This window comes from Paraburkholderia solitsugae, from assembly GCF_013177695.1.
In the GTDB taxonomy this organism is placed as follows: domain Bacteria; phylum Pseudomonadota; class Gammaproteobacteria; order Burkholderiales; family Burkholderiaceae; genus Paraburkholderia; species Paraburkholderia solitsugae.
The window spans coordinates 68,459-91,120 of record NZ_WOEY01000110.1 but is presented as its reverse complement, the minus strand read 5'-3'; the positions used below and the strand labels follow the sequence as shown (position 1 = coordinate 91,120).

Annotated in this window: 22 protein-coding genes and 1 pseudogene; 14 read left to right on the top strand and 9 right to left on the bottom strand. The window is 62.7% G+C overall.

The window, feature by feature from the left end:
* Nucleotides 1-383: 383 nt before the first annotated feature.
* The gene (locus GNZ12_RS28070; protein ID WP_172315444.1) at nucleotides 384-1,067 is read right to left on the bottom strand and encodes a Pr6Pr family membrane protein; all 684 of its coding nucleotides are present in this window, start codon (nucleotides 1,065-1,067) and stop codon (nucleotides 384-386) included.
* 360 nt (nucleotides 1,068-1,427) lie between these two features.
* Between GNZ12_RS28070 and GNZ12_RS28065 the strand changes: the two genes are divergently transcribed.
* Together GNZ12_RS28065 and GNZ12_RS28060 are read left to right on the top strand one after the other, a co-directional pair.
* Nucleotides 1,428-2,441, top strand: a complete 1,014-nt coding sequence (locus GNZ12_RS28065) for a hypothetical protein (protein WP_172315436.1) — start codon at nucleotides 1,428-1,430, stop codon at nucleotides 2,439-2,441.
* Nucleotides 2,442-2,514: 73 nt separating this feature from the next.
* Nucleotides 2,515-3,924 carry a DUF2252 domain-containing protein gene (locus GNZ12_RS28060; protein ID WP_172315435.1) on the top strand — a complete coding sequence of 470 codons (1,410 nt, stop codon included), beginning with the start codon at nucleotides 2,515-2,517 and terminating at the stop codon, nucleotides 3,922-3,924.
* 61 nt (nucleotides 3,925-3,985) lie between these two features.
* Here the strand turns inward: GNZ12_RS28060 and GNZ12_RS28055 are convergent, their stop codons facing one another.
* A complete protein-coding gene (locus tag GNZ12_RS28055; RefSeq protein WP_172315434.1) occupies nucleotides 3,986-4,843 on the bottom strand; it encodes a polysaccharide deacetylase family protein in 858 nt (285 codons plus the stop codon).
* A gap of 238 nt (nucleotides 4,844-5,081) precedes the next feature.
* On the opposite strand from GNZ12_RS28055, the gene GNZ12_RS28050 reads away from it, so the two are divergent.
* From GNZ12_RS28050 to GNZ12_RS28020, 7 genes are all read left to right on the top strand, one after another.
* Nucleotides 5,082-5,846 carry an SDR family oxidoreductase gene (locus GNZ12_RS28050; protein ID WP_172315433.1) on the top strand — a complete coding sequence of 255 codons (765 nt, stop codon included), beginning with the start codon at nucleotides 5,082-5,084 and terminating at the stop codon, nucleotides 5,844-5,846.
* 72 nt (nucleotides 5,847-5,918) lie between these two features.
* Nucleotides 5,919-6,104 (top strand): oxidoreductase-like domain-containing protein, encoded by a 186-nt coding sequence (locus GNZ12_RS45365; protein WP_172315432.1) that lies wholly within the window; start codon nucleotides 5,919-5,921, stop codon nucleotides 6,102-6,104.
* 50 nt (nucleotides 6,105-6,154) lie between these two features.
* Nucleotides 6,155-7,024, top strand: coding sequence for an NAD-dependent protein deacetylase (locus GNZ12_RS28040; RefSeq protein ID WP_172315431.1), 870 nt, complete (start codon nucleotides 6,155-6,157; stop codon nucleotides 7,022-7,024).
* Nucleotides 7,025-7,137: 113 nt separating this feature from the next.
* On the top strand, nucleotides 7,138-7,743 hold the full coding sequence (locus tag GNZ12_RS28035) for a pyridoxamine 5'-phosphate oxidase family protein (RefSeq protein WP_172315430.1): 606 nt from the start codon (nucleotides 7,138-7,140) through the stop codon (nucleotides 7,741-7,743).
* Between the two features lie 12 nt (nucleotides 7,744-7,755).
* Entirely contained in the window at nucleotides 7,756-8,442 is a 687-nt protein-coding gene (locus GNZ12_RS28030) for a DUF938 domain-containing protein (protein WP_172315429.1), read from the top strand.
* A gap of 251 nt (nucleotides 8,443-8,693) precedes the next feature.
* Complete coding sequence (gene gndA / locus GNZ12_RS28025) at nucleotides 8,694-10,103, top strand: NADP-dependent phosphogluconate dehydrogenase (protein ID WP_172315428.1); 1,410 nt, start codon at nucleotides 8,694-8,696, stop codon at nucleotides 10,101-10,103.
* Between the two features lie 265 nt (nucleotides 10,104-10,368).
* Nucleotides 10,369-10,686, top strand: a complete 318-nt coding sequence (locus tag GNZ12_RS28020) for a DUF4148 domain-containing protein (RefSeq protein WP_172315427.1) — start codon at nucleotides 10,369-10,371, stop codon at nucleotides 10,684-10,686.
* Between the two features lie 135 nt (nucleotides 10,687-10,821).
* On the opposite strand, the gene GNZ12_RS28015 is transcribed toward GNZ12_RS28020, so the two are convergent.
* Both GNZ12_RS28015 and GNZ12_RS28010 read right to left on the bottom strand, forming a co-directional pair.
* On the bottom strand, nucleotides 10,822-11,574 hold the full coding sequence (locus tag GNZ12_RS28015; protein ID WP_172315426.1) for a DUF2968 domain-containing protein: 753 nt from the start codon (nucleotides 11,572-11,574) through the stop codon (nucleotides 10,822-10,824).
* 166 nt (nucleotides 11,575-11,740) lie between these two features.
* Nucleotides 11,741-12,061 carry a hypothetical protein gene (locus tag GNZ12_RS28010; RefSeq protein ID WP_035555954.1) on the bottom strand — a complete coding sequence of 107 codons (321 nt, stop codon included), beginning with the start codon at nucleotides 12,059-12,061 and terminating at the stop codon, nucleotides 11,741-11,743.
* Between the two features lie 249 nt (nucleotides 12,062-12,310).
* Between GNZ12_RS28010 and GNZ12_RS28005 the strand changes: the two genes are divergently transcribed.
* From GNZ12_RS28005 to ltaE, 3 genes are all read left to right on the top strand, one after another.
* On the top strand, nucleotides 12,311-12,622 hold the full coding sequence (locus GNZ12_RS28005) for a cupin domain-containing protein (RefSeq protein ID WP_054041883.1): 312 nt from the start codon (nucleotides 12,311-12,313) through the stop codon (nucleotides 12,620-12,622).
* 143 nt (nucleotides 12,623-12,765) lie between these two features.
* Nucleotides 12,766-13,530: a peptidoglycan DD-metalloendopeptidase family protein gene (locus GNZ12_RS28000; protein WP_172315425.1), complete on the top strand. Its 765-nt coding sequence runs from the start codon at nucleotides 12,766-12,768 to the stop codon at nucleotides 13,528-13,530.
* A gap of 35 nt (nucleotides 13,531-13,565) precedes the next feature.
* Nucleotides 13,566-14,573, top strand: a complete 1,008-nt coding sequence (gene ltaE / locus GNZ12_RS27995) for a low-specificity L-threonine aldolase (RefSeq protein ID WP_172315424.1) — start codon at nucleotides 13,566-13,568, stop codon at nucleotides 14,571-14,573.
* Nucleotides 14,574-14,643: 70 nt separating this feature from the next.
* Here ltaE and GNZ12_RS27990 read toward each other — a convergent pair whose 3' ends face one another.
* Nucleotides 14,644-16,011 carry an MFS transporter gene (locus GNZ12_RS27990; RefSeq protein ID WP_172315443.1) on the bottom strand — a complete coding sequence of 456 codons (1,368 nt, stop codon included), beginning with the start codon at nucleotides 16,009-16,011 and terminating at the stop codon, nucleotides 14,644-14,646.
* A 69-nt stretch (nucleotides 16,012-16,080) separates the two neighbouring features.
* Between GNZ12_RS27990 and GNZ12_RS45105 the strand changes: the two genes are divergently transcribed.
* Both GNZ12_RS45105 and GNZ12_RS27985 read left to right on the top strand, forming a co-directional pair.
* Complete coding sequence (locus GNZ12_RS45105; protein ID WP_268959060.1) at nucleotides 16,081-16,215, top strand: hypothetical protein; 135 nt, start codon at nucleotides 16,081-16,083, stop codon at nucleotides 16,213-16,215.
* A 534-nt stretch (nucleotides 16,216-16,749) separates the two neighbouring features.
* The gene (locus GNZ12_RS27985) at nucleotides 16,750-19,203 is read left to right on the top strand and encodes a glycogen/starch/alpha-glucan phosphorylase (RefSeq protein ID WP_172315423.1); all 2,454 of its coding nucleotides are present in this window, start codon (nucleotides 16,750-16,752) and stop codon (nucleotides 19,201-19,203) included.
* An 84-nt stretch (nucleotides 19,204-19,287) separates the two neighbouring features.
* Here GNZ12_RS27985 and GNZ12_RS27980 read toward each other — a convergent pair.
* From GNZ12_RS27980 to GNZ12_RS27965, 4 genes and pseudogenes are all read right to left on the bottom strand, one after another.
* Nucleotides 19,288-20,405, bottom strand: a pseudogene (locus tag GNZ12_RS27980) (hypothetical protein).
* Nucleotides 20,406-20,669: 264 nt separating this feature from the next.
* Complete coding sequence (locus tag GNZ12_RS27975; protein ID WP_172315422.1) at nucleotides 20,670-21,014, bottom strand: hypothetical protein; 345 nt, start codon at nucleotides 21,012-21,014, stop codon at nucleotides 20,670-20,672.
* Nucleotides 21,015-21,159: 145 nt separating this feature from the next.
* Entirely contained in the window at nucleotides 21,160-21,549 is a 390-nt protein-coding gene (locus GNZ12_RS27970; protein ID WP_172315421.1) for a DUF6232 family protein, read from the bottom strand.
* 108 nt (nucleotides 21,550-21,657) lie between these two features.
* Entirely contained in the window at nucleotides 21,658-22,563 is a 906-nt protein-coding gene (locus tag GNZ12_RS27965; RefSeq protein WP_172315420.1) for a LysR family transcriptional regulator, read from the bottom strand.
* Nucleotides 22,564-22,662 lie beyond the last annotated feature (99 nt).

Genomic DNA, 22,662 nt, shown 5'->3' with positions numbered 1-22,662 from the left:
TCCGCCAGACCCGATGCCGCATCCAGCCTTCGCGCTCATACCCGAGACCGCCCAGAAAAGCGAAGCCCCACTTCCATCTCGCGTACAAACTTGCTTGATGGAATGGGGCTTAAGTTGAGAGCATTGCTGTGCTGGGCGGCACTTACTTTCTTTGCCGCCGCAAAGAAAGATAAGCAAAGAAAGCGGCTCACACCGCTAGCTCATAAGCGGGTCCCCCGCGCAGCCACGGTAGTGGTGCATCTGGAATCTGTGTTCTCGCACATTCAGCCTTGGTGACAAGGCAGTCATTCTTCCGGCGGCGCTGCGCGCGCCGATGAGTACTTCATAAAACCAGGGGGCCATCTGCGTCGACGTGCGAGGGCGATGCAACGGCATACTAATTATCAGCGTCTACGCCGGAAATTAATCCCCGCGAATACCGCCATCAACATCACAAATCCGCCAAACAGCAGGGCAGAATTGATGACGGCATGCCTGACGCCAAGCACGTCGACGTTGATGAAAGGATAGGGATAAAAATCCGATAAATGCCCGCGCCAGAAGGTGACGGCGAGATACGCAATGGGATAGACCAGCCATAGCAAACAATGCCGTAGCCGCAGATGAAATCGCGGCACGAACAGCACCCAGTACAGCGCCGCGAGCACAGGCAAAACGCTGTGCATCGATTCATTGAGCAGCAGCCGATAGGCCGTAGGCGACCATACCCCCCGCAGAAGAAGGTTGTAGGCGATCCCCACAAAAACCATGTAGACAACGACAGCGGTCACGACGGTAGGCTGCCGGAAAAAACGCACGATCGCCGAATTGCTCCCGCGTAGCGCGACGCAGGTAAAACAGACCGCGCAAATCAATACCGTCAAATTGGTGAGATAACTGCTCATCCGCGCAATCCCATCAAGCACGCCAAGCCCGCGCGCAAGCGTACGATCAATCGTCAGATTGGCTTGTGCCGCGATGGAGATCCAGGCGATGGCGGCAATGACGGCCGCCAGCGTCACCGACGAGACGCTGGGCGTATGGAGCGGAAGCTCGGGTTCATGCTGCTGAGAAGGGGCAGGGCGCATTCGAATGATTTTATACACCCCCCATTCGGTTTGCAGCAAGCACGAGGATACCGACGCGCCAAGCAGTTCATCTATCGCATCGAGTTCCGGTCATTCTGTCCGCAGGGTGGCCAGTCGTTGCGGTCGCAATCATTCGTGGTTTTTCACGGGCTCGGCGATTGAAGACGTCGCTGTGTGGCTTGTCCATTCAAAACGCATGAGGCAACCAGAACGCGTGACGCAACATTTTTACCGACTGGTCTGCTAGCATGGCAAGCGATTTGTAACGGCTGCCGGTTGCGGTGATTAAGGCCGTGACCCGGCGTCCCGTCGAATGCCGAACGCCGACAACCATAGAGTGCCATCGGGAGATGCGACTGCATGCGGGTTCTGAATTCTGCGCCTAATCGTAGCCTGGCAATCAAGGCGGCTTCCTGCATGGCCTGTCTTACTCTTCTCGTTGGATCCAACACGGCTCACGCCCAGGAATTCTCGCTATTCGGCGGAGGCTCGCGCGCGAGCAACACGAACACCTACACGTGGGCATTCAACTATCAGGAAGGGCTCGGGCAATACTTCGCTGCGAGCTTTACGTGGCTCAACGAAGGGCACATTCCTGACCATCATCGCGATGGCCAGATGGTCCAGGTGTGGGGCCGTATTCCGGTGGGAAGTCCGCAGTTCGTCTTGCAGGCCGGCGTCGGCCCGTACCGCTACTTCGATACCACCACCGCCACGCAAGGCGGAAGCTATTCGGACACGCACGGCTGGGGCGTCGTGTATAGCGTGCGCGCCGCGTACTACGCGTCGAGCCGGTGGATCACCCAGCTGCAGTTGAATCGCGTGCATGTGCAACGCGGGCCGGATGCGACAAGCGTGATGTTCGGCGTCGGCTATCAACTCGATGCCCCAGGCACCCCCGGTCCGCGCGACTGGGCGAGCGGCAGTACGCACAAGGTCACCAACAACGAAGTCGCGGTGTACCTCGGCAAAACCATCGTCAATTCGACCAGTTCCCCGAGTGCGCTGGGCGGCGCGATCGAGTACCGGCGTGGCCTCGCGAAGTACCTCGACGTGACGCTCGGCTATCTTCATGAGGGCAGCAGCAAGGTGGCGCGCCGTGACGGCTTGACCAGCCAGCTATGGGCGACGCGTGCCTTCCTCAACGACAAGGTCTCACTCGGGCTCGGGCTCGGCGCTTACTATGCGATCAACGAAAACGAAAATAGCGAGTCGCCGGGACCGGGCGCCGGGAAGTTTTCCGGCCTGGTCACGATCGCCGGCTCGTATCGCTTGACCGATCACTGGGACGCGCGGATTGAATGGAATCGCGTTGTGACACGCTATGATCGCGATTCAGATGTGATTTTCGGCGGTGTGGGCTACCGTTGGTAATGGCTCACTGTGCCAGCAGAAGCAGTCTTCTAGAACCGATAGTAAAGATTCATACAAAAAACCGGAGAGGAGCATGAAAGCTAGCACCATCGCCGAACGGGAAGCCCGTGGCCGTGCCGCCCGTGAGCACTCGAAACGTTCGAGCCATCGTACGGTAGGCGCGTTGCATCGCAACCCGATCGAATTGCTTAAGCAAAGCAGTGAGGGGCGCGTCGAAAAGCTCGTGCCGCTGCGCTACGGGCGCATGGCTGTGTCGCCGTTTACCTTCTTTCGCGGCACAGCGATTATTCAGGCGCACGACCTGAGCCAGATCCAGGACACCGGCCTCACTATGCCGATATGCGGCGACGGCCATCTGATGAATTTCGGCGGCTTCGCGACGCCGGAGCGTCAACTCGTATTCGATCTGAACGACTTCGACGAAGTCGCGACCGGTCCTTTCGAATGGGACCTGAAACGCCTGACCGCGAGCCTCGTGGTCGCCGCGCGTCACATGCGTCTGAGCCGCGGCACGGCCGAGCATCTCGTGATGACCGCCGCCACCGAATACCGCGACCGCATGGCGCAGTACGCGCGATGCGGCGCGCTCGAGCTTTGGTACGACCGCATTACCTTCGATCTGATGGCCGAAACGGCGTTGACACCGGAACGCCGCCGCATCGTGCGCCGCGGCATGGAGAAGGCGGCGAGCCGTACCCACGAAAGCCTGCTGGAGAAAATGGCGGAGTTCGACGGCAACCGCTGGGCGATTCGCGATGTGCCGCCTGGGCTCTTTCACGTACATGGCGCCAATACGCTGTTCTCGCCCGACGACGACTGGTTCACGACCGCCAATTGGGAAAAGTTGATCGAGCGGACGTGGAGCGAATACCTGAAGACCTTGTCGCACGACCGGCGTGAGTTGCTCAGCCATTTCACGGCACAGGACCTGGTGTTCAAGGTGGTGGGCGTCGGCAGCGTGGGGACGCGCTGCCTCGTGCTATTGAACGTCGATCACATGGGCAAGCCGCTGTTCATCCAGATCAAGGAGGCACGTCCATCGGTGGTCGCCCAGTACTACAAGTCGCCGTCACTCAAGCACGAGGGCGAGCGGGTGGTTCGCGGGCAGCGCATGCTGCAGGCGGCGAGCGATATCTTTCTCGGTTGGGCGAGCGGACCGGCGGGGCGTCATTTCTACTTCCGGCAACTGCGCGACATGAAACTGTCGGCGAACATCGAGTTGTTCGACACCGACCTGCTGGAAGGTTACGCGAAACTCTGCGGCTGGATCATGGCGCGCGCGCATGCCAAGGCGAGTGGCCAGGCGATCGAAGTCAGCGCGTATATCGGCCGTAGCGACCAGTTCGCGGAAGCGCTCACCGGCTATGCCACCAGCTACGCGGATCAGGTGGAGCGCGATTACGACGTGTTCCTGAAGGCTTGCCGAAGTGGCGAGCTCGAGGCGCGCACGGACGAAGACATGGCGGCGGATTTCCGCGTGTAACCGCGGTGTTTGCGTGGCCCGCCGCGTGTCGGAGGCGAGCCGCGCGGACAGGGTGCGCGTTTCAGTCGTCGATACGTGCCTCACGCAGCGTCACGAAGCGCAAGTGCCGGCGGCGGGCTGCGTCGATCACACGCGGCAGGACGGTGAGTATCAGCGGTTTGCCCGCGATGGTGAGCGCGGCATTGCCGTCGTGCAGCAGCAGAATGTCACGTGGGGCAAGGCCGTCGAGCAGCCGGTGCGCGACGACTTGCGGATCGCGCTCGCGCGTGTCGTAGCCGCGCCGTGTCCATGCCGCAAGCCGCAAATCGAGTTTGCGCAGTACGGGCTCGAGAAAAATGTTGCGCAACCCCGCCGGGGCGCGGAAGAACATCGGCCGCTCGCCGCTCAATGCCTCGAAGGTGCGCTGCGCAGTCTCGATTTCGCGCGTGAGTGCGCCTGGAAACGTGACCGAGAACGTGTGCACGTGAACCTGTGAATGGTTTTCCAGCGCATGGCCGCGCGCGACGATTTCGCGTGCGAGCTCCGGGTAGCGTTGGGCTTTCGCGCCGATACAGAAGAAGGTGGCGCGCACATCGAAGGCGTCGAGCAGATCGAGCACTTGCGGTGTGACGACCGGGTCGGGACCGTCGTCGATGGTCAGTGCGATCGCGTCTGCGTTGCGCGCGTCAGCGGGCAGGCGTGTCCAGTTCGGACCCAGCAGCGAGCTGCGCGGCAACAGGCCGGCCACGGTGAAAATAGCGTGATTCGCGAAGATCGCCGCCAGCCACCACGGCCACGCGGCGGGCACCAGCAGGCATCCGGCCAGCACCAGGACGTGCCATGCGGCGGTGGCCGTGACCATAGCGGGATAGCCAGTGCGTGGCCAGCGGCGGCGCGGCGTTGCCTCACCGCCTTGCGGCGGCGTGAAGAGTTCGTTCATAAAGCGTGCTTCCTGTCTTCCTGCCTCCTTCCTGGGAAGGCTCTGAATTGCGCGCGTGGCGCGCAACAGCAAACGATACCATTGATGTGCGGTTCGACGCTGTTGCGGACGGTAACCATAAGTAATGAAAGCGTGCTGAAAGACACCATGTTTCGCGGCGGTCGCGACGTTGCATTTGTGACGGGCGATCCGCTGTTGTATGGTGCTAAGGCCCAAGAAACGGAGTAGGAGACGTGCTGTGACAGGAACGGGAATCAGGAAAGTGGCGCTGGTGACGGGCGCGGGCAGCGGCATCGGCCGGGCCTGTGCGCTCAGGATGCTGGAACACGGTTATAGCGTCGTCCTTGCCGGCCGTCGCCAGGCCGCGCTCGACGCCGTGGTCGAAGCAGCACAGCAGCTGGGCGGCGACGCGCTCGCCGTAGCCTGCGACGTGACGGACGCCGACAGCGTCGCCGCGCTGTTCGACGCGATCCGTACGCGGCATGGCCGGCTCGACGTGCTCTTCAATAACGCAGGACGCAGCGGCTCGCCCGTGGATATCGACGAACTCGATATCGACGAATGGCGCTCCGTGGTCGACACCAATCTCACCGGCGTGTTTCTCTGCACTCGCGCCGCCTTCGGTCTGATGAAAACGCAGACGCCGCGCGGCGGCCGCATTATCAACAATGGCTCGATTTCCGCGCATGCGCCGCGGCCGAACAGCATTGCCTACACGGCGACCAAGCACGCGATTACCGGCATCACGAAAGCAGTTTCGCTCGACGGGCGCAAGTACGACATCGTGTGCGGGCAGATCGACATCGGCAATGCAGCGACGGAAATGGCCGAGCGGATGGCGCGTGGCGTGCCGCAGGCGAACGGCGAAATCGCGGTCGAGCCGTTGATGGATGTGCAGCATGTTGCCGACGCGGTGCTGCATATGGCGGAATTGCCGCTGTCGGCGAATGTGCAGTTCATGACCATTATGGCGAGCAAGATGCCGTTCGTCGGCAGGGGCTGAGCGCGGGGCCGCACGCGTCGCGGGAGATCAACTTATACTGAGCGCTTCCCGCCTTCCGGAACTCGATTCGCCGTGCCCCGAGCCACACCCAGGGACGACCCACAGCCGGTGCCGCCCGTGCAGCCCAACCTCGACGATTGTTGTCATAGCGGCTGCAATCCGTGTGTCTTCGATCTCTACGATGAAGCGCTCGAGCGCTACCAGTTAGCGCTCGCCGAGTGGCAAGCGCGGCAGAGCAAACCGCGCACGCGTCGCTGAACGGCGTTTCAGGTTTTACGCCAAGGCCGCAGCCACATCCTGTCCCCGTCATGACCGACCTTCAGTCCGCGCACATCGAACCCTTCAACGAATCGCACACGCTGGATGACCTGCATACCTTCGTGCAGCGTTATCCGCGTCTGTTCGTGCTGACCGGCGCGGGCATCAGCACCGATTCCGGCATTCCCGGCTATCGCGACGACAACGGCGCATGGAAGCGTTCGCCGCCGATCACACTGCAGGAATTTCTCGGCACGGCTGCGATGCGCCAGCGCTATTGGGCACGCAGCATGGTCGGCTGGCCGGTGGTGGCTGACGCCGAGCCGAATGCCGCGCATACCGCGTTGGTCCGGCTCGAGGCGGCGGGCCATGTGCCGACGCTCGTCACGCAGAACGTCGACGGTTTGCACCAACGGGCGGGCAGCCGCGAAGTGATCGAACTGCATGGCGGCATCGGCGGTGTGACGTGTCTGGACTGCGGCATGCAGCATTCGCGCGCGTCGATCCAGCAGACGCTCGAAGCCGACAATCCCGCGTTGTTGAACGTCACCGCCGAAACCGCCGCCGACGGCGACGCGCATCTGGAGTGGCACGATATCGAATCTTTCCGCATTCCTGCGTGTACGAGCTGCGGTGGTTTGTTAAAGCCCTCGGTGGTGTTCTTCGGCGAAAGCGTGCCGCGCGAGCGTGTCGAAGCGGCTTCGCATGCGCTCGACTCGGCGGACGCAGTGCTGGTGGTCGGCTCGTCGCTGATGGTCTATTCGGGCTACCGCTTCTGCGTGTGGGCCCAGAAGCAGGGCAAGCCGATCGTCGCGATCAATCTGGGGCGCACGCGCGCCGACGCACTGTTGTCGCTGAAAATCGCCGCGCCCTGTGCCGATACGCTGACCGCGCTGGCAGGCCGTCTGGCGCTCGACTGAGCAAGCCGCCCGAGCCGCCCGATCCGCGCGCGGCTCGCGTAAATCGCCGATAATCCCATGCCCACACAGTGCCGCGCTCACGAAAAAACAACCGCCCCGCAAAAGGAACGCCGATGTTGACGACGATCGAACAGCTCGAAGCAATCTACGGTCAGCCCCACGAACGCGCAGTGCGCAAAGAAATTCCCTACGTCAACGAAGACTATCGCGCGTTCATCGAAGTCGCGCCCTTCGTCGTGCTCGCCACCGCCGGTCCCGAAGGCCTCGACTGTTCGCCGCGCGGCGACTCGCCGGGTTTCGTGCGCGTGATCGACGAACGCACGCTCGCGCTGCCGGACCGCATCGGCAACAATCGCATCGACAGTCTGCGCAATATCATCGCTGAACCGCATCTGGCGCTGCTGTTCATCATTCCGGGCGTCGGCGAAAGTTTGCGGGTGAACGGCCGCGGCCGCATTTCCAACGATCCGGAATTGCTGGACAGTTTTGCCGTCGAAGGTAAACTGCCGCGCACCGTGCTGCTGATCGAGGTCGACACGGTGTACTTTCATTGCTCGAAGGCGCTGGTGCGCTCGAAACTGTGGGACCCGGCGCGTCATGTTGAACGTTCGCGCCTGCCGACTGCGGGCGAGATCCATCGGCGTATCAACGGGGCGAGTTTCGACGCCGCGACCTATGACCGTGAACTCGCCGAACGCGTGCGCACGGCCCTGTATTGAAACAAAGTGACCATGACTGATTCCCATCCGGCGCTGCGGCAACACTCGCCGTCCGCCGAGCGTAATCGAGAACCGATCCTGGCTGTATTGCGCAAGGTGCTGCCGGCCACCGGCCGCGTGCTGGAAATCGCGAGCGGTACGGGCCAGCACGCTGTCTGCTTCGCCGGCGCGTTGCCTGGGCTCGACTGGCAACCGAGCGATCTCGATGCGGATGCGCGTGCGTCGATTGCGGCGTGGGTCGCGCATGCAGGGCTGGCGAACGTGCGCGCACCGCTCGCCCTCGACGTGCATCAGCCGGATTGGGGCGTGTATGCGCACGACAAGCTCGACAAGCTCGACAAGCTCGACAAGCTCGACAAGCTCGACAAGCTCGACGCCGTGGTCTGTATCAACATGATTCACATCTCGCCGTGGAGCGCGACGCAGGCGCTATTCACCGGTGCGAGCCGCCACTTGGCCGTTGGCGGTGTACTGTGTCTGTACGGTCCGTATAAACGCGGCGGCGCGCAAACCTCGCCGAGCAACGATGCGTTCGATCAACAATTGCACAGCCGCGACCCCGCATGGGGCGTGCGTGATATGGAGGCCGTGGTAGCGTTGGGCGCATCGGTCGGGCTCGTGTGCGACGAGCCGATCGCGATGCCGGCCAACAATTTCAGTCTGGTTTTCAGGAAACGCCTGGACGCGGCGCGGGTCTGACAGACGTTTGGTTACGTGCGGTGCCTGAGTGGCGTCGTGCGGTGCGTGATGCGGTGCGTCATAAAGCGCATCACGAGGCGCCGCATCAAGTATCTCGTGAGGCCTGCACGCAGTGGAAAGCCCGCTCGTTGAGTGCCAATGCGCGCCAGCGAGCGGTAAGCCGGCATTTCTTTTATTCTTTCACCCTCGACGTCCCGCCGACGTTCCTTCCGGCGCGGCGTCCCGACATTTTTGGACTCTGGAGAATTCACATGGGCAAACAGGCAATCGGCGTGGTGGGGCTGGCGGTCATGGGCCGCAATCTGGCGCTCAACATCGAAAGCCGCGGTCATGCGGTGTCGGTGTACAACCGTAGCCGCGAGAAAACCGACGAACTCATCGCCGAATATCCGGACAAGAAGCTGGTCCCGGCCTTCACGCTGGAAGCGTTCGTGGAGTCGCTGGAAAAACCGCGCCGCATTCTGCTGATGGTCAAGGCAGGCGAGCCGACCGACGCCACCATCGCGCAGCTCAAGCCGCTGCTGGACAAGGGCGATATTCTGATCGACGGCGGCAATACGCATTTCACCGACACCATCCGCCGCAATCAGGAACTGGCAAAAGCCGGCCTGCATTTCATCGGCACGGGCGTGTCCGGCGGCGAAGAGGGTGCACTGAAAGGCCCGTCGATCATGCCGGGCGGCCAGCGCGACGCCTACGACCTCGTCGCTCCGATCCTCACCGAAATCGCCGCCAAGGCACCGGACGGCGAGCCGTGCGTCGCCTACATGGGACCGGACGGCGCGGGCCACTTCGTGAAGATGGTGCACAACGGCATCGAATACGGCGACATGCAACTGATCGCCGAGAGCTACGCGGTGCTCAAGCAGGTCGTCGGCCTGTCGAACGAAGAATTGGGCAAGGTCTACACCGAATGGAATCAGGGCGAGCTCGATAGTTACCTGATCGAAATCACCTCGAAGATTTTCGGCAAGAAAGACGAGGAAACCGGCAAGGACCTGGTTGACGTGATCCTCGATCGCGCGGCGCAAAAGGGCACGGGCAAGTGGACCAGCCAGAACGCGCTCGACTTGGGCGCACCGCTGCCGCTGATTACGGAAGCCGTGTTCGCGCGCGTGCTGTCGTCGTTGAAGACCCAGCGCGTGGCCGCGAGCAAGGTGCTGGAAGGGCCGGTGGCGAAGCCGCTTGGCGCCGAGCGTGACGCGTTCATCGAGTCGGTGCGCCGCGCGCTGTACTTCAGCAAGGTGATTTCGTACGCGCAAGGTTTCGCGCAATTGCGGGCGGCGTCGGAAGAGTACAAGTGGGATCTGGACTACGGCGGAATCGCGAAGATTTTCCGCGCCGGCTGTATCATCCGCGCCCGCTTCCTGCAGAAGATCACGGACGCCTATACGAAAGACAAGGCGATCGCCAATCTGCTGCTCGATCCGTACTTCCGTGACATCGCGAAGAACTATCAGTCGGCGTTGCGCGAGGTCGTGATTGCCGCGATCAATGTGGGCGTGCCGGTGCCGGCATTCGCGTCGGCCGTGGCGTATTTCGATGCGTATCGTTCGGAACGCCTGCCGGCGAACCTCGTGCAGGCACAGCGCGACTTCTTCGGCGCGCATACGTTCGAGCGTATCGACAAGCCGGGCAGCTTCCACGCGAACTGGAGCTAAGCGTTTGAATCGTGGCCCGACGCGCGCTTGCCGTAAGGCGCGCCGGGCTGTGCGACCGATTGAAATCGAGATGGCTAATTATTTCTGAAAGCTATTGGAGCGATAGTGCGGGGGGCACCAAGCCGCCTACTATTGCGAAAATCGCAATAGAGTTTCATCGTTTTAGGGGTTTCCCCTAGATGTCGACGCTCCTAAACTTCTATTTAAGCGCTACGGGACAACGAGCCCAAAAGCGAATTACATATAAGTTCTGGAGGTTTACATCATGAAGACTCTTATCTCTGCAGTTGTCGTCGCCGCCGCTCTGGTTGCTCCTATTGCTTCGTTTGCTCAATCGAACCAGCCGGTGACGCGCGCTGAAGTACGCGCTCAACTGGTGCAACTCGAAAAGGCGGGTTACAACCCGAACGGCGATCAAATCGACTACCCGGCTAACCTGCAAGCCGCACAGGCACGTGTCGATGCACAGAACGGCACCGCTCAAGCTGTGAACAGCGGCTACGGCGCTCCGATCGCAGGCAGCTCGCAAGCCGGCCGTCCGGTGAGCAGCAACGACCGTAACTCGGTCTACTTCGGCAACTAATTCGCGCCGAAGCTGATGGAAACGCCGCCTGGCTGATTGGCGGCAAGTAATGAAGAAAACGCCGCCCGGAATTGCCGGGCGGCGCTTTGTCGTTTACGGCTCTGCCTCGCCGTCAGTTCAATTTCAAAGCCCGCATCAACGGTTCGGCAAATGCGGAATCCCTTCGTTGCTGGTCAGATTGAGCTGGTGAATCTGCCGATGCGCCTTGTTCAGATGCGCCTGCGCGGCTACGCGCTGCGCTTCCAGTTGCGATACATCCTTGCGCACCTGATGCTGCCGGTTCGACACCGTCTGTTCCTGCGCGCTGCGCCGTTGCAGATCCGTACGCAGCCGTTCGGCCTGTGCCTCGGAGCGCGCAATCATGCGCGCAAGCTGTTCGTTTTGCGCTTCGAGTTGCGCGCGGCGCGTTTCGCCCTCCGAGAGCCGTGTCGCCTGTTCTTCGAAGTGATGGAAGGCCGCTTCCGCGGCTTCGAGGTCGGCGGCCTTGAGCGCGCGCCACAGCGAGCCGTCCTGATACAGCGCGACGTAGTACGCCAGTTCCTTCGCGTGGAACAGCAGGCTCACTGAATAGTCGAAGCTGCGGAACACCCGGAACGGGGTCAGCGCTTCTTCTTCGGCCAGCCATTCGATTTCGGCCGTGTCGGCCATCTGCACGCCGCGTGCGCTAACCTGCGAGGGCACCACCGGCACCGGCCGTAACGTCGTCACTGGCCGCGCCGGCTCAGCCGTTGGGGCAGGCGCGGCAGCGGGCGTGACGCCGGCCGTCGCGGCCAGCGCCGCGTCCTCGCTCTCATCGGGCGATACGGGAACTGCGGCACTCTCTCGTGCGACCTGCACGAGATGCGATGGGCCTGCCAGCACGCTGCGGCGGTTCAGGAGACTTTTCACGGCGGTTCCTCCGGTTGACTCGCCCGAAACCTTCAGACGGGGCCGACGGTCAAGCATGCCGGACAATCTGGCGGTTCGAGCGGTGAGCGAAAAGTGGCGGGCCGGCGGCGCTTGCAGTGAGCGTCGGGGTGCGCGGCAGTGCGGATGGGTTTCCGCGAGCGCAGCTTTAATGCAGAGAGCGATGCCGGCGGCCTATTTCATCGAACAGCGCGCGGCTTGGTTCCAGGGCAAGCAGCCAGGATTCGTCGTAACCGCTGAGATTGTCGAGCGCCTCGCGCAGCCGTTCGATCGCGAGGGCGGGAATCTCGACGCTGGCTTCAACGCCGCTCGACAATCCCGCGATGCTGGCCAGCTGGACCAGCGCGTCGGCGGCCTCGGCTACGTCTGCCGCAAAAACCAGATGCGTGTTCAGCAACTCGACCAAACCCGGTGACGCCGCAACATCGTCCACGTTGAGTTGCACGGCCAGAAAGGTGGCTTTGTTCATCCCCAACTCCTCGCAGAATCCAGGCGTTTTGCTTACGGTGCGTTGCGGCAGCATGACTGAGTATAGGCGAGGGTTGAAAGGATTCAATAATCACACGAATGCGCTCATGCGACCTTGTGCCAACGGGTGCGCCAGCCGCAGCACCTATAATGGGGCCAGCCGAAACGCGTGATCCTGGCGGGCCGGCTGGTTCAGTATGCGGCACGGATAACGCGTCGACAGCGTACGCTTTTCAACCTGCTATTCACCATGAAGATCATTCGCAGCAAGAGCTTCACCGCGACGCGTCCGTGGGGCGCGCTCGATATCGCCAACATGGGCGGCATCACGACGCGCCTGCATTGGACCGATCAGCCGTACAAGTGGCATGTCAACGACGGCGAGGAAGTGTTCGCCGTGCTCGACGGCCGCGTGGAGATGCGCTATCGCGAAGGTGGCGTCGAACAGTCGGCCATTCTGGAAACGGGCGATGTGTTCTACGCGTCGGTGGGCACCGAACATGTCGCGCATCCGATCGGCGTGGCGCGCATTCTGGTGGTCGAAGCCGAGGGCAGTGTTTGACGTTCCAGCCCGATACCGTGGCGGTTCCGTTGCCGGCGCGCATGGCAGCATAATGGATAGGCGCCGTGGCGCTCGCGCCGGCGGCATGGCGAATGCTGCGGGCTGATTGAATCCGATTGAATCAAAGTGTCGAGGAAAATCACATGACAAGACAATGGCAATTCACGGCGACCCGGTTGCTGATCGCAGCCACGTTCGGCGTGATGTTCAGCGGCTGTACGTCGATGCCGTGGGAGAGCACGCCGTTCTACAGCAGCGCGCCATCCCGCCCGACTACGCTTGCCACGGTCCCTGTGCCGGCCGGTTACTACCGCGTCAATCCGGGTGACACCCTGACGGGCATCGCGTCGGCATATGGCCGTAAGCCGCAGGAGATCGCGGCGTGGAACGGCCTTGCGTCGAATTCGGCGATCAGTTCCGGGCAGGTGTTGCGGGTGGCTCCGCCGATGGCGTCGGGTAGTGTGGTGACACCGCCGGTCAATGTTGCCGGTCAGAATGGTTCGGCCACGACGCCCGGTGCAGCCGGCGTTGCGCAGCAAGGTGTGCTGCTGTGGCCGTTGCATGGACCCGTGTTGAGAACCTTTGCGCCGGGCAAGTCGAACGGCATCGTGATCGGCGGCCATCCGGGCGATCCGGTCAAGGCGGCCGCGACCGGCCGGGTGGTCTACGCGGGCACGGGTATCGAGGCGTACGGTCCGCTCATCATCATCAAGCACGACGACTCGCTGATTACCGCTTACGGACAGAACAGCACGCTGCTTGTGAAGGAAGGCGACGCCGTCGCGCAAGGACAAACTATCGGCGAAGTCGGCGTGGATAGCCGGGGTGTGGCGTCGATTCAGTTCGAAGTCCGCCAGAACGGCCAGCCGGTCGATCCGCTCGCGTGGCTGCCGAAGTCGGGTGGCTAAGATTGACACAAACAGGGACACACAAGGCTCTCATCATGATCGATTTGCGTAGTGACACCGTAACCCGTCCGACCCCGGCCATGCTCGCGGCGATGTCGGCCGCCGAAGTGGGCGACGACGTCTGGGGCGACGACCCAACCGTGCTGCGTCTGCAAGCAACGGTCGCCGAGCGCGCCGGCAAGGAAGCCGGCCTGTTCTTCCCGAGCGGCACGCAAAGCAATCTGGCGGCGTTGATGGCGCATTGCGCGCGCGGTGACGAATACATCGTCGGCCAGTTGGCGCACACCTATAAGTACGAAGGCGGCGGCGCGGCGGTGCTCGGCAGCATTCAGCCGCAGCCGCTCGAGAATGCCTCCGACGGTTCGATCCCGCTCGAGAAGATCGCCGCCGCGATCAAGCCGATCGACAACCACTTCGCGCGTACGCGGCTGCTGGCGCTGGAAAACACCATTGGCGGCAAGGTGTTGCCGGCGGGTTACGTCAGCGAGGCGGTGCAACTGGCGCGTCAGCGCGGGTTGTCGGTTCACCTCGACGGCGCACGGGTTTACAACGCGGCGGTTGCGTCAGGCAAGCCGGTCGCGGCGCTGTGCGAACCGTTCGATTCGATCTCGATCTGTTTTTCCAAGGGTCTGGGCGCGCCGGTCGGCTCGGTATTGGTCGGCAGCCAGGCGCTGGTCGACGTGGCGCATCGCTGGCGCAAAGTGCTGGGCGGCGGCATGCGTCAGGCCGGCGTACTCGCGGCGGCTTGCCTGTACGCGCTGGATCACAACGTCGAACGTCTTGCCGACGATCACGCGAACGCCGCGCATCTGGCGGCCGGTCTGGAAGCGATCGACCACGTCAAGGTGCAGTCAATCGCGACCAATATGGTGTTCGCCCAGTTTCCGCAGCAGCATTGCGCACCGCTCGAAGCCTGGCTCAAGGAGCGGGGCATCCTTACGCAGATGCTGTACGCGTCGCGATTCGTCACGCATAAGGATGTGTCGCGTGCCGATATCGATACGTTTATCGCCGCAGTGAAGGGGTATTTCGCCGTGCATTGATCGATCGCTCAGCCGATGGAAAGCGGCGTAAAAACGCGGGCGCATTACCACAGCAGTGCGCCCGCTTTATTTATTCCGCCGACGCTTTCGCATGCACGCCTGCGCGGTGCGACGGCGCGAACAGCCGCAGTCCGCTCGCGAGGCTTGCCGCGCCGGCAAAGAAGGCGCCGGTGCTGAGCGCGAGTGTCGGTCCATGCCGGCCGGCGATGCCGAAGCTCAGCGCGACCAGCGCGGCGCCGGTGGTCTGCCCGAGCAGCCGGGCAGTCGCGACGATGCCGCTGGCGCCGCCGCTGCGCTCGGGCGGCGCGCTCGCCATCAATGCCTTCAGATTGGGCGACTGGAAGAAGCCGAAGCCCGCACCGCAAATCGCCATCCGGATGCCGATATCGAGCACATGGGGATGCACCGGCAGTAACGCCAGCGACGCCATCCCCGCCGACATCACCGCAAGACCGATCGCACCGAGCAAGCCCGGCGGATAGCGGTCGGACAGACTGCCCGCCAGCGGCGCGGCCAACGCGACCACCACGGGCCACGGCGTCATCAGAAAGCCGGTCTCGACCTGGCTGCGGTGCAGCACGCCCTCGAAGTAAAAAGGGAGCGACACGAACGCCAGCCCTTGAGCGGCGAACGAGCACACCGCGGTCACCGCCGATAACGCAAACACCGGCCGCTTGAACAGATCGACCGGCAGCATCGGTGCGGGGTGGCCGGCTTCACGGCGAATCAGCAACACGCCGAACACCACGGCGATCGCGGCCGCACTCAGTACGAGTTGCGTCGAGGCGCGCTGGGCCGCTTCGCCGAGCGCGAAGATCAGCGCGGCGAAGGTGATCACGTTGAGGAGCGCCGCAATCGGGTCGAAGTTGTGTTTGCCGCGCTCGGTGTGCGGCAGCGCGGGCCACGCGACGGCCAGCGCCAGCAGGCCGAGCGGCACGTTGACCGCGAACAGCCACGGCCATGCGGCAACGGACAGAATCAGCGACGCCACCGTCGGACCGACCGCGAACGACACCCCGACGATCAGCGCGTTAGTGCCGAGGCCCCGTCCGAGCCGATGCGGCGGATACAGATAGCGGATCAGCGCCGTGTTGACGCTCATGATCGCGCTCGCGCCGAGACCTTGCAACACGCGTGCGGCGGCCAGCATCGGCAGCGTCGAAGCGAGCGAGCACGCCAGCGAGGCCAGCGTGAACAGCGCAATGCCACCGATATAAATCCTGCGATGCCCGACGATGTCGCCGAGCGCCGCGAGCGGCAGCAGGGTCGCGACCATGGCGAGCTGGTAGGCGTTGATGATCCACACCGACGCCGCGGGCGCCGCGTGCAGATCCGCGGCGATGGCGGGCAGGGCCGTGTTGGCGATCGCGGTATCCAGCGTGGCGAGCGCGACCGCGAGCATGATGGCGGCCATCGCGCGGCGGTTGGCGGCGGACATGGGGCCGTCCGCTGGAAGGGTCTGGTCGAGCGTGGCACCACGGGTGGCGCTGGGTTTGTCGGACAAGGCGTGGCTCGTCGGGTTATGCATGCCGCAGCGCCGGGCGCGTCGGAGGGGCAGCGCGGCGCGGAAGCGGCAGGGTTGTGTGAAGTGGACGGCGCGCGGCCTGAATCGAGCAGTCAGGGCGGCGCGCGCGGCGAATGAAGTGATTGTTACAGAGACGCGGAAATCGTGCTGAGCGCTCAGCAGGGCGGGGCACGCTATCGGGTGCATAAAATGCAACTAACGGTCAAACCCGTGCGGCGTCTTCGAACCGGGACGCTGCCGCGTGGCCACACACCTCTTCGGCAAAATGGTTCGGCAGATGAGGCGTGCCGATTTGACCACGTATCGAACCGGTCAACGCATTCATCGGCTAGTCACACGTCGAAAAGAATAATCGTGCTGTCTCGCCTATGAAGGCGCTTTTCTCCGTGCGCCATTCGTTTGCCTGTTTGCGGGCCGATGCACGCGCGCAGTGCCGCGCACAGGCCGTCTGCACCGCATACGTGCGCAGAACCCGTGAAGCGGTGTGTACCGGCGGGCATGGCATGTGCGTGAGCACCCGCTCGCGCTCGCCGGTGTCCGCGGGTCGTAAAATGTCGTACTCTGTTTGTTAACCCGCCTGACCGACACGCGCCTCCCGTCCGTCATCTATGCGGTTCGCGTATGTCGCGTCGTTATTTCCCGGAGGCCTCGATGACAGCCGTCGATCTGGAATTCGACCAGCTCAACAGTACCGTCGACGCGCTACGGCGCTCAATTTCCAATCGCATGATGTACGGCGTCGGCAAGGACGCCGTCACCGCTCACCCGCATGACTGGCTGCACGCCGCGGCGCTCGCCGTGCGCGACCGGCTGGTCGCGCGCTGGATGAAGACCACGCGCCTGCAGTACGAACAGGACGTCAAACGCGTCTACTACCTGTCGATGGAGTTCCTGATCGGCCGCACGTTTACGAATGCGTTACTCGCGCTCGGCATCCACGATCAGATGAAGGAGGCGCTCGCGAGTCTCGGCGTCGATATGGACATGCTGGTCAATATCGAGCCGGACGCGGCGCTCGGTAATGGTGGTCTCGGGCGTCTCGCTGCCTGTTTTCTCGATTCGATGGCGACGCTCGGCATTCCGGGCTTCGGCTACGGGATCCGTTACGAATACGGCATGTTCCGCCAGGAGATCGTCGACGGCGAGCAGGTCGAAGCGCCGGACTACTGGCTGCGCGCGGGCAATCCGTGGGAGTTTCCGCGGCCCGAGATCAAGTACATGGTGCACTTCGGCGGCCGCACGGTGCAGCGTAACGAGCATGTCGAGTGGATCGATAGCGAGCATGTGAACGCTACGGCCTACGACACGGTGATTCCGGGTTACGCGACCAGTGCGACGAACACGCTGCGCCTGTGGTCCGCGCGCGCAACCGAAGAGCTCGACCTCGGCGCGTTCAACCGCGGCGATTACCGCAACGCGGTCGACACAAAGAACATGTCTGAGAATGTGTCTCGGCTGCTCTATCCGGACGATTCGACGCCGGCCGGCCGCGAACTGCGGCTGCGTCAGGAGTACTTCTTTGTTTCCGCGACGATGCAGGATCTGATTCGCCGCTATCAGCGCACGCACAGCACGTTCGGGCGCTTCTCCGAAAAGGTGGCGGTGCATCTGAACGATACGCACCCGGTGCTGGCGATTCCGGAGCTGATGCGTTTGCTGGTGGATGTTCATCATCAGCCGTGGGACAAGGCGTGGCAGCACGTTACCAGGATCTTCTCGTACACGAACCACACCTTGATGCCCGAAGCGCTCGAAACGTGGGATGTGGAGATGCTCGCGCGCCTTTTGCCGCGGCATCTGGAGATCATCTTCGAGATCAATGCGGGCTTTCTCAAGCATGTCAGCGAACAGTCGGGACATGACGGCGAGATGATCCGCCGCATTTCGCTGGTCGACGAGTATGGCCAGCGGCGGGTACGGATGGCGTATCTGGCGATCGTCGCGAGTCACAAGGTGAATGGCGTATCGAAGCTGCATTCGCAACTGATGACGCGCGATATCTTCGCCGACTTCGCGCGCCTCTATCCGGACCGTTTCACCAACGTCACCAACGGCATTACGCCGCGGCGCTGGCTGGCGCAGGCGAGTCCGTCGCTGTCGTCGCTGATCGATCAGCAGATCGGCACGCATTGGCGCAGCAATCTGTTCGAGTTGGAACAACTGCGCAATCTGCGCAACGACAGCGCGTTTGTCGACGCTTTCCGTGAGGCGAAGCGGCAGAACAAACTGCGGCTCGTGCAGCGGCTCGCGCATCACACGAAACTGCACTTCGATCCCGACGCGTTGTTCGACCTGCAAGTCAAACGCATCCACGAATACAAGCGGCAGTTGCTGAACGTGCTGCACGTGATCGTGCGCTACAACCAGATTCGCGCGAACCCTGAGCGCGATTGGGTGCCGCGCGTGGTGATGTTCGCCGGCAAGGCCGCGTCCGCGTATCGCATGGCGAAGACGATCATCAAGCTGATCGGCGACGTCGGCGAGAAAGTCAATCACGATCCGTTGATCGGCGATCGCCTCAAGGTGGTGTTCGTACCGAACTACGGCGTGAGTGTGGCCGAGTTGATTATTCCGGCGGCCGATCTGTCCGAGCAGATTTCGATGGCCGGCACCGAAGCGTCGGGCACCGGCAACATGAAGCTCGCGCTGAACGGCGCGTTGACGATCGGCACCATGGACGGTGCCAACATCGAGATCTGCGACGCGGTGGGGCGCGAGAACATCTTCATCTTCGGCCATACCGCTGACGAAGTGGACAACCTGCGCGCCGCCGGTTACCGGCCGCGGCACGTGTACGAGGAGAATCCGGAGCTGCGCATGGCCCTCGACCAGATTCGCACGGGCTTCTTCTCGCCGGACGATCCACTGCGCTTTTCAGACATTTTCCACACCCTGGTGGACTGGGGCGATCACTATATGGTGCTCGCCGATTTCGCCGCGTTTGCGAAAGCGCAAGACGAGGTGGATGCGCGTTTCGTCGACAAGCGCGCGTGGGCCGAGAGCGCGATCGAAAACGTTGCGGGCATGGGGCAGTTTTCGTCGGACCGCACGATCGGCGAATATGCGCGCAATATCTGGCACGTGAATCCGCTCAGTATAGAGTGACGCGGGCGCGTTGGTGGCGCTTGCCCAAATGAAAAAGGCCGTGCAGTTCAATCCGCACGGCCTTTTTCTATCGACTAGTGAACATCATGGGGCGAATCGTTCGCTCTCTTGCGCTGCATGCAAACCAAACTGCCCGCGCGGGAAGTCGAACAGCACGTCGATATTCTGCATCGCCATTAGACCGATCACGATGCGGTCCGCGTCCGGCTTCGCCTTGACGATCGTGACTTGCGCCTTCTCGTAACGGTGCACCCATGAACCCGTGCCGATGGCCGTCTCATAGTTGCCCTGATCGAGCACACTGCCGACATCGCCGTCACCGGTCCAGTTAGGCGCTTTGTCCATTTCGATGCGGATCATGCCGGTGCTGCCCGTGGCGAACACCAGCGGCGCGCAGAAAGTCATCTTGCCGCCCACATTCACGCAGCCGCGCGGCCATTGCGCCGTGCCGTCTTTCGACAGGGTCATCGGCACCATGGTGTAGTCCTTCGTGATGGTGCTCGAGGGGCTCAACACCATGTACGGCTTCGCGAAGTTCGCGTGCACCAGATAACGTTGGCCGATGTTGCCGGGTAACGCGCGCAACGGTTGGGTGCACAGCAGCTATCGTCGGGTTGCGCGGCGCCTACACCGACGACGCCGGAAAAGGCCCAGCCGAATTCACCGGTGTAGCCGTCCATGCCGACGCACTTCCGCGCGTTTGGCAGGCAGCGCACGACGTCCACCGCTTGCGCTGCGATCGGCGTTGGCGTGGTGCCGGCGAGGCTGAACGGCACCTTGACGGCCGAGCCGAGAATCTCCACGCCGTTCGCGAATGACATCGACGTCACGCCGCCGGCGCTTGCATAGTTCGAACCCGGCAGCACCGACTTCAACACCCGCGTGCCTTGTGCCCCCGTGTCGAGCGCCATGTACACCGGCTTGCCGTCGAGCTGGACTGGCAGACCGAGGCGGGCGTGATCTTCGTCGGCGCGCTCCACGTGCAGCGGAATCAGCAGGCCGCCGTTGCCGCCGTTGATCAGAGCAGCATTGGGGGCCGGCGGTGTGGGAGTGGGGAAGGTGACTGAGCAGCCGGTCAGCGCGGCGAACGCGCCGGCTGCGACCAGCGCCGCTGCGGCTGAACGACGAAAGGGGCGACGGAAATGAAGGCGGAAATGAAGATCGGCATGCCGGCGCGCGGCATCGAGAGACGACAGGAACATAGGATCACGCTTTGTAAAAAGGCGGGTCCCTGGCGAAGGCGATGCATCGTGAGCTGCGGATTGGACAACTCGGACAGCACTGGCGGCAATCTCACTGGATTGCCACGGCGTGGGCGGAGAAACCGGGACGCTTGCGGGGGCCTGCGGGAGGGAACACGCGATAACAGGAGCGGCGACTCTACACGGCCACCCGCGGGCAATTGCAAAGATGTGTAAAGATTTGAGGGGCGACTTGCAAGTCGCCTGTGCAAGCATTGATCTATGTCAATAGATGCGTGGACGGCGAATCACGGTGGCTTGCGCGCGACCGAGCGTGGCGCGGTCGAGGGTGGCCGTCAGCAGGCCGATCACGTCGTCGAGCGTACGCGAGGTGACTTCGACACGAAAGGTTACGCGCTCGTGTTGTTGGTCGACGGTCACGACGTAGAGTCGCAAATCGTCTCCGAGGGCGGTATGCAACGCGCGCCGTCCGCTTGCGGATGAAGTGCCAGGCACGGTGACGTCGATGATGACGAGCGGAACGACGACATGCGTGCGGCGGGGAAGGCGTGGTTCGCGCGGTGCGCGCGGGGCGGAGACTTCAGACGTTGCTACGGACGTGAGCATCATGATTGCGCCGATTCGGCGAGGCGGCGCGCGTTGTTGACCCCCAACCACTCTAGCGGCGCCCGCGTCAACGACGCGCAAAAGCTGCCGCGTCGCGAATCAATTTTGTGTTAACGCGCCACGCCTGGCGTTTGTGGACGGCGACGGCTCAAGCCTTCGGTGCCGCTGCGGCTGCCTTTGCCTCGTGCACGGCCGCACCAACGCGCTCGACGAACTCGCGATCGGTGCTCATGAGCGCCTCACGCAGGCCGTTGGCGGTCTGCACCATCAGACGATGTGTGACGTCCTGGGTGGCCCACGTGAGCCAGCCGACCACGATCAGCATCGTGCCGCACACCATACCGACCGGCGAGCGCAGTATCCCGCCGACAATAGCGCCGACGAGTCCAAGCAGCGAGATTGCGCGCGGCAGGACTTTGTTTTTCGGCACGGTGACGACCTGTACATCGACGATATCTTTCAGCGGAAAGACCTGGCCGGCCGACGAGAGTGCGTTACGCGTGACCGACACGCCGCGATCATTGAAAGGGGTTTCCATCGAGTCGAATGCAATCAGTAGCAAAGGGCGCAGCGTACCAGACTTCAAATGCCTCAAGTTATGGATTTTTTGGTCGTGGTCAACGGCATCGCGTCATCCATTTTCGCCTCAGTCAAGAAGAGCAGGATTGTCGATCGCGCCCGTCAGCAGTTCGATGAACGCCTGCACCACATGCGGCAGTGTGCGCCCGGCCATCGTCTGGATCTGGAGCGTGCGCTGGTGTAGCTCGGGATTGCGGATCGGCACGGCGGCGAGCCCGTCCACCTCCAGCCGGCTGCGCACGGTCAGGAACCCTGTCAGCGTGACGGCATCGGTCTGCAGGACGAAGCTTTGCAGTGCCGCATGATAGTTGCTGACGAACACGGGATCGAAAATCAGGCCTTCCAGACTGCACGAAATGTCGAATAGCTGCCGGATCGTCACGCCCTGGTTATCTATCGCGAGCGGCCACGGCATCAGGTCCGCGAGCGATACGGACTCGCGCGCCCCGAGCGGATGATCGCGCCTGACCAGGGCAAAGATCGGCGCGCGCTGCGAGTACAGCACATTGATGTCCTTCTCAGGCGCGATGCTGAAACACACCGCAATATCGGCGGTGCCCTCGCGGACGCGCTGCGTCGCAACAGACGGCGCGGACACCTCGAGCTGGAAATGCGTAGCCGGGTACGTCTTCAGAAAACGCGCGAAAACCTGCGGCAGAAAGTGGGGTGCAACGCCCTCCGAACTCGCCAGGCGAATCGTCGCTCGGCCGCCGTTGCTCAGCCCGCGAATCTCCTCGGTCACGCGCTCCGCGTCCAGCAGACTGCGCCGCGCATGCTCGGCAAGCAAACGCCCGGCATCGCTCAGCACCATCCCGCGAGGCCGCCTTTCGAAAAGCGCCGCGCCGACTTCCTCCTCCAGCTTCGCGACCTGCCTGCTCAGCGCCGACACGGCAACGTACAGCCGCTCCGACGCTTTGCTAAGCGAGCCGCTACGTGCCACTTCCAGAAAATAACGTAGTGCAGTGTTGTCCATACCTGTCAGGTTGCCCCGCTTTGCCGTTTCGGCAACGATATCTGCCAAATATTGTAATTGTCCACAAATATCGTCCACCCCAAGATCGTGACATCGCTT